Origin of the sequence: Methylobacterium sp. E-065, assembly GCF_022829605.1 — a bacterium.
Classification (GTDB): Bacteria; Pseudomonadota; Alphaproteobacteria; order Rhizobiales; family Beijerinckiaceae; genus Methylobacterium.
Genome location: NZ_JAKSYD010000256.1, coordinates 1 through 6,048, shown reverse-complemented (window position 1 = coordinate 6,048; position 6,048 = coordinate 1). Strand labels below are relative to the sequence as shown.

Genomic DNA, 6,048 nt, shown 5'->3' with positions numbered 1-6,048 from the left:
CGTTTTGCACCCTATGCTGCCCAGCAGCGCGGGGGCCGCGGATCGCCCTCCCCGCCGGAGCCATTGCAGCCACTCCCGGCTGATGATGCGGACCACGTTCGGATCCGACTTCCGCCCTTGGTGGCGCCGCTCTTGGATGGTCAGCAAGCCGTCGCCCTCAGCCAGCCGGATCGCGGCCTGGGCGAGTCGCCGGCAGACCCCAGCCCGGGCGGCTATGGCGTCGATGCACAGCCCGCAGGCACCGTTTAGAGCCATCTCGTCCCCGACGATCCGCAGGACGGCGAGCTGGCCGGTGGTGAACCTCGATGCGAGCGCGGGCGGCATCGGGCCCGAGCACGCCAGCCGACGGCGACGCTCAATAGCCACGGATCGCTCAGGAGCTCGCTGGAGGCGCTTGGCTGGGAACAGCGTCATGCGGCCGAGCGGGATGCCCACGGGCACCACGGCCTCGCGGATCGCAGCTCTGCGAGTGTGCAGCGCTTCAGCGAGCCCCTGCGCCTCTGAGTCAGTGACGGTCTCGCCGGCATGAGCCTGCCAGATGGTGCGCGACAGGCTGTCGAGCTGCGCGAGCGTGCGCGCGTCCTCGATCGCCCCCCGCATGGTGGCGTGAAACATCGTTCCCGGTCCCTCACGGGCCGCGGCTAGGGTCCAGACAAAGCCTTCCCGTTGACGGAAACAGGTTCCATCTTGACTCCCGAGGGAATCATGTGGCTTGTGGGGAGTAGCTATACGGCCCCACCAGGCCCCAGGTTTTTCAGCAGCCTCTTCCTTGCCGGGAAGGGGCTGTTGGCTTTTCAGGGTCTATCTCGCGGCTATCGTCTCCTGAATGGCGGCCACGACTCGCCTGAGCGAGCCTGGCCGTGACCGCCCATGTCGGCTGGCGGTGGTGCCCAAGTCAACGTCAGGGAATGATCAGCGCGACCATGCCGGCCGGACCTTCGACTCTCGCGGACCTGCGCAAGGCGGGCATCATCACCAGCCAGGAGGTCGTAGCAGCCATTGACCTCTACTTGCGGGACCCGGCGGCTGGGCCCTACCGGTTCGCCAGCGGCCACAGCATCGACATCTCGGCGCTCGTGAACGCCACACCGGCTTTCGGGGCGGTTAATCGGTCGGGGCCGCAGGAGAAGGCGTTTCGGACCGTGCTGGCCGCCGCCGTGATGTCGGCGCATCCGGTCATGCCTTGATCCCTTTGCGGCGCGGCTCGACCGCAGCACACTCTCGCCAGAGGTCATTCCTGCACATTGGGGTCGCAATCCACCTAGGAACGGTTGACGATCAGGAGGAACGCTCGATGCAGTTTTTCTGGTTGTTCGCGGTCATGGCTGTCATCGGGGTAGGGGCAATCATATTCGGGACTGGGCTGATTAAGATCGGTGGTGTGACTCAGCCCGCGAATTGGCACGCGAACCAAGCCCCCGGCTGAGCACGTCGGCTCGAAGGCGGAGCCGACCACACGGTCTTGGTCCGTCGAATGACACCCGCATAAGTTTGAGTAGGCTTTCGCCCAGGCGTGTATTCTGGGCGGCCGTTCCGGTGTATCCTTGTGAGCATAGTAATGCGGCTTCCGCCATTTACCTGCCGATGGCAGCTAAATTACGTCTTATGACGGGGATTTTTTTCTTAGAACCGACGTAGGGTGATAGATCGCCCTTTGCCGTTGTGGTCCGATGCAAGATGCGCTGATCCGCAAGCTCGAAAGCTTCGAGGAACTGAGCGACGCCGACCGCGCCGCGCTGCGGGCGTTTGTGCCACGGGTGCGGAATGTGTCAGCGCGGACGGACCTGATCTCGGAAGGCGACACGCCCAGCGACGTTCATCTCATCCTCGACGGCTACGCATGCCGCTACAAGATGCTCCCGGACGGTCAGCGCCAGATCATGGCCTTCTTCGTGCCCGGCGACTTCTGCGACCTCAACGTGTTCATCCTCGACCAGATGGATCACTCCATCGGCACGATCTCGCCTTGCAAAACGGTCGAGATCCCCCGGGCCGCCATCGAGGAGATCACGGCGCACCACCCGCAGGTGACGCGGGCCCTGATGTGGTGCGCCGAGATCCCCCGGGCCGCCATCGAGGAGATCACGGCGCACCACCCGCAGGTGACGCGGGCCCTGATGTGGTGCGCCCTCGTGGACGAGGCCGTGCTGCGCGAGTGGCTGGTCAACATCGGCAGCCGGCAGGCGGATCAGCGGATCGTGCACCTGTTCTGCGAGCTGCTGCTGCGCCTGGAGGCGGTGGGACGCGTCACCGACAACAGCTACGCGTTCCCGTTTACCCAGACCGATGTCGCCGACACGATGGGCCTGTCGGACGTGCAGGTCAGCCGCACCCTGCGGGAGCTGCGTGCGCTCAACCTCATCACGCTGAAGCACAGGATCGTGACGATCCCGGACGTTGAAAGGCTCAAAGCGTACTGTGGGTTCAATCCCAATTACCTCCACCTCAGGAACGCGCGTTGGAGTGGCCGCCGGCAGGTGCCGTGGCTGAGCAGCGTCCAGGGCGGGTAAGTTGGTGGGCCAGGACAACGTCGAGCCCCTGGTCGTCCTCCAATCCATTTCTGTCGACACGCGCAGCCCGGATGAGGTCGGCATGCTGGTGATTGTCAGTGGGCTGCTCGTGGCGGTTTTGGTCCGCGATGCGCCCTGGCACGAGCGTCCCGGGGCTTGGCACTTGGAGGCGGGGCTGGGGCGGCTGGCGGGCGTGCGCGCTCCCGTGTTCGATACCTTGGAGGATGCGACGCGATGGGTGCGGCAGCACCTGCGTGAGGACACGCCACACGGTCCGTCACCGGGGAAATCGTAGCGCGGTTGCGGTCCGGTGAATGGCGCTGCATCGATCCGCCCATGATGCGATCCGAGCTCGTCCTCCGCATGACCACGATGAATAACCGCGCCTTGGTGGAAGCCTTTGAGGCTGCGGGCTTGGAATTCATCCCCGAGAACGGCGGCGGCGCCGGGATCCGGTTCAAGGCGAGGAAGGACGGCACACAGGGGGAGCACTGACGAACACGCCCTTGAGCTTTGCCGGCCAGATCCCAGATCAACAATAGCCGCCTCGGGGTAGCCGTGCTCGACGCCCTCGCCCGCTCGATTGCTCAGACTGCTGCCGATGTTCTCGGCCAGCGGAACGATGCGCGCAGCGGGGCCTACGTTTCCGACGAGGTGATCGGCGCGTATCTGTGGTTCGAGCGCGGCTTTACGGGCCACGACGAATTAGTCTCACTCATCAACCACACCCGGCGGTTGCTGGATGAGCGCCGCCGGCCTCTGCCCGCACGGGTGCCGTACCGGAAGCCGGTGCAACTCAGCTTCGAACTTGAGGCCGCCTGATGGGGCACCGGGATCCTGAGCCCCCGCGGATGTTCGACATCTTCGACCGGATCGCGGCCAAGGCGGTGGAGCGGGCCAAGGCTCAGAACCAGGCCGTCGCCCTTGAACGGAAGATCCGGGCGCCTCGCAACCGGCGATCAAATTGGACAGGCGACCGACAGACGCTCCACGAGATCAGCAGCCTGATCCAGCTTCGCCACCGCGGCCCCTGCGATACAGACGACGGCGAGGTCTACCTACGCGCTGCCCTGCCCTGGATCATCGCCAAAGCCGGCGGTTTTCTCGCTGAGGATCTTGAGGCGCGTGTCGCCAATTGGTGCCGAGCCTCCGTTCCCCGTCTTGACCGTATCGCTATCCGTGAGTGCATCGCCGAAGCTCATGAGCGTGACGGGCGGCAACGGCTCTGGTGGTCCGCTCAAGAGCTGGGCGACCTTCTACGCGTCACGACAGACGAGCGGGAACGGTCGCGGATCACGCGCATCCGTCCGGCCGGAATGACGTCCCGGAAATTCGCGGCCTATCAGAAGGGCCGAGAGGCGATGAAGGCCAAGGCTCGTCGCATCGCCAAGGGAGCCACGCCCCGGGAGCAATCGAAGGCGGTGCTAGAGCCGTGGGCCGCTCTCGGGCTAAGCCGGGCGACCTACTTCCGACGGCAGCAAGCCGGCACCCTTCCAGCTCAGATCCGAGACCGTGAGACTGTTTCGTCGGCAGCAGGTACGAAGTACCTACAGCTCGCGACGGACCGGTCTCACGCCTCAGAACGAACCGTTCCGGGTCCAGCGAGAACCACCCGCCTGAGCCGCAGCGTCGGCGCTAACGGGCATGCGCCCGGTGGCAAGACGAGGGTCGTTCGGCTTGGACATGCCCGCGCGCTACCGCTACCGGAGGGCGGAGTTTCCGAGCATCCCGATCTCCTCGGTGGTGGCGAGTGGCGGCACGTCAACGATGTGCTCACAGCCTTTGAAGGCGGTGTCCTGCCCGATGCCCTCAAGCGCGCTGTCCGTGATGCTCAGCGGGTTCGGCATATGACGCAGCAGGCGGTGGCACAGCAGATCGGGATCAGCCGTCCGCAGCTCGCCAATGCGTTGCAGGGTCGGTTCGGTCTTAGCCGGAGCGCCGCTGCCAACTTGCTGACATGGTTGGCTGCCTGAAAATCGGTGCCATCGTATCGACGGCGAAGCCGTCCGCCGTCAGGCGGGATCAACGACAACCACTGAGCCGCAGCCGGTGGTTAGGCCCTCGGATCACGGCTTCGTCGCATACGCGCCCATAACGGCGGCAGTCACGGCTGTCCGTAGCGCCTTCTCTTGTGGGCCGGGCTTGGCCTTCGCCTCCACGATCTCAGGGGAGGCCGCGACAGCTGCCCCGATGTCGATGCTGTGCCCACTGGCGAAGCGGTAGGGGCCCGTCTCCGGATCCCTCATGTAGAGGTCCACGGCCGCAACGATCTCGCTGCTGCTGATCGTGCCGGCCTTACGAAGATCGGCGAGGGTCGGGCGTGTGGCGGGCATGGTGCTCGTAGGTTAGGTGTATGGTCCCGGGATGAGGTGTGACGGATCGATCCTGAAGCGTTCGGGCTCTTTGGCTCAGACCTGAAGGACATGCTCATAGGGCGTGAGGCCGCGCAGGGTCTTCAGCCGACGGGCATAGTTGTAGGCGTCGACGAACAGCTGCAGATGCGCCCGGAGCTGTTCGTGGGTCTCGTAGTGGTAGCGCTTGACCGTGGGGTCCTTGATGGTGCGGTTCATCCGCTCGACCTGACCGTTGGTCCACGGATGGTTGGGTTTGGTCAGGCGATGCTCGATGCCGTGCTCGTGGCAAACGCGATCGAACATGTGCCGGCTGTAGAGGGCTGTCGGGCTTGAGCGGTTGCGCGGGGCATGGCAGAATTGCACCCCGTTGTCGGTCAACACCGTGTGGATCTTGTACGGCACGAACGCGGCCAGCGCGCGGAGGAAGTCCGATGCTGTGTAGCAGGTGGCTTCCGCTTCCAGCTTGGCGAAGGCCAACTTCGAGGTTCGGGCGATGGCCACAAACAGGTAGAGCTTGCCCTGTTCTGTTCTGACCTCCGCATTTAGACGTGGACGTAGCCGATGGGGCAATCGGCAAAGCGCTTCCTCTTCGGCTTGTTACCTTCCATGTCCGGCAGGCGGCTGATGCCGTGCTGCTCCAGGCAGCGGTGAAGCGACGAGCGGGTCAGCTGCGGGATCGTCGGCTGTAGGCCGTAGAGGCAGTCGTCCAGCGGCAGCAGCGTATGCCGGCGGAAGGCGACGATAATCGCCTCGTCCTCAGGTGTCAGGACCGTCGACCGAGGTTCTTTCGGCCCCATGGCGGCAGCGCCCGCACGACGGAGGCGGTCCGTCGCGCAATACAGCTCCGTAAAGAGAGTGTGAGAGCGGCGGCCAAGCGCTACGGCGTCAGCCCGACGACGATCCAGAAATGGCGCGGACGCCAGTCGACGGTGGATGCGGCCATGGGGCCGAAGGAACCTCGGGCGACGTTCCTGAAACCTGAGGAGGAGGCAATTATCGTCGCCTTCCGCCGGCATACGCTGCTGCCGCTGGACGACTGCCTCTACGGCCGACAGCCGACGATCCCGCAGCTGACCCGCTCGTCGCTTCACCGCTGCCTGGAGCAGCACGGCATCAGCCGCATGCCGGACATGGAAGGTAACAAGCCGAAGAGGAAGCGCTTTGCCGATTGCCCCATCGGCTAC

8 protein-coding genes and 2 pseudogenes are annotated in these 6,048 nt (G+C 65.0%); 7 read left to right on the top strand and 3 right to left on the bottom strand.

Annotated elements, in window-relative coordinates:
- The coding region (locus MKK84_RS29755) for a hypothetical protein (RefSeq protein WP_243925743.1) at positions 1-615 on the bottom strand (615 nt) is incomplete at its 3' end.
- A gap of 293 nt (positions 616-908) precedes the next feature.
- Between MKK84_RS29755 and MKK84_RS29750 the strand changes: the two genes are divergently transcribed.
- The 6 genes from MKK84_RS29750 to MKK84_RS29725 all read left to right on the top strand — a co-directional run bounded on the left by MKK84_RS29750 (position 909) and on the right by MKK84_RS29725 (position 4,483).
- Complete coding sequence (locus MKK84_RS29750) at positions 909-1,187, top strand: hypothetical protein (RefSeq protein ID WP_243925741.1); 279 nt, start codon at positions 909-911, stop codon at positions 1,185-1,187.
- Positions 1,188-1,670: 483 nt separating this feature from the next.
- Positions 1,671-2,510 carry a Crp/Fnr family transcriptional regulator gene (locus MKK84_RS29745; protein ID WP_243925739.1) on the top strand — a complete coding sequence of 280 codons (840 nt, stop codon included), beginning with the start codon at positions 1,671-1,673 and terminating at the stop codon, positions 2,508-2,510.
- 4 nt (positions 2,511-2,514) lie between these two features.
- Positions 2,515-2,805, top strand: a complete 291-nt coding sequence (locus MKK84_RS29740; protein WP_243925737.1) for a hypothetical protein — start codon at positions 2,515-2,517, stop codon at positions 2,803-2,805.
- Between the two features lie 41 nt (positions 2,806-2,846).
- Positions 2,847-3,005 (top strand): hypothetical protein, encoded by a 159-nt coding sequence (locus MKK84_RS29735; RefSeq protein ID WP_409566563.1) that lies wholly within the window; start codon positions 2,847-2,849, stop codon positions 3,003-3,005.
- Positions 3,006-3,068: 63 nt separating this feature from the next.
- Positions 3,069-3,332 carry a hypothetical protein gene (locus tag MKK84_RS29730; RefSeq protein WP_243925735.1) on the top strand — a complete coding sequence of 88 codons (264 nt, stop codon included), beginning with the start codon at positions 3,069-3,071 and terminating at the stop codon, positions 3,330-3,332.
- Between the two features lie 65 nt (positions 3,333-3,397).
- On the top strand, positions 3,398-4,483 hold the full coding sequence (locus MKK84_RS29725; protein ID WP_243925733.1) for a helix-turn-helix domain-containing protein: 1,086 nt from the start codon (positions 3,398-3,400) through the stop codon (positions 4,481-4,483).
- A 93-nt stretch (positions 4,484-4,576) separates the two neighbouring features.
- Here the strand turns inward: MKK84_RS29725 and MKK84_RS29720 are convergent, their stop codons facing one another.
- Positions 4,577-4,843 (bottom strand): hypothetical protein, encoded by a 267-nt coding sequence (locus tag MKK84_RS29720; RefSeq protein ID WP_243925731.1) that lies wholly within the window; start codon positions 4,841-4,843, stop codon positions 4,577-4,579.
- A gap of 12 nt (positions 4,844-4,855) precedes the next feature.
- A pseudogene (locus MKK84_RS29715) lies at positions 4,856-5,667 on the bottom strand (IS481 family transposase); the annotation flags it as partial.
- 54 nt (positions 5,668-5,721) lie between these two features.
- Between MKK84_RS29715 and MKK84_RS29710 the strand changes: the two are divergent.
- A pseudogene (locus MKK84_RS29710) lies at positions 5,722-6,048 on the top strand (IS481 family transposase); the annotation flags it as partial.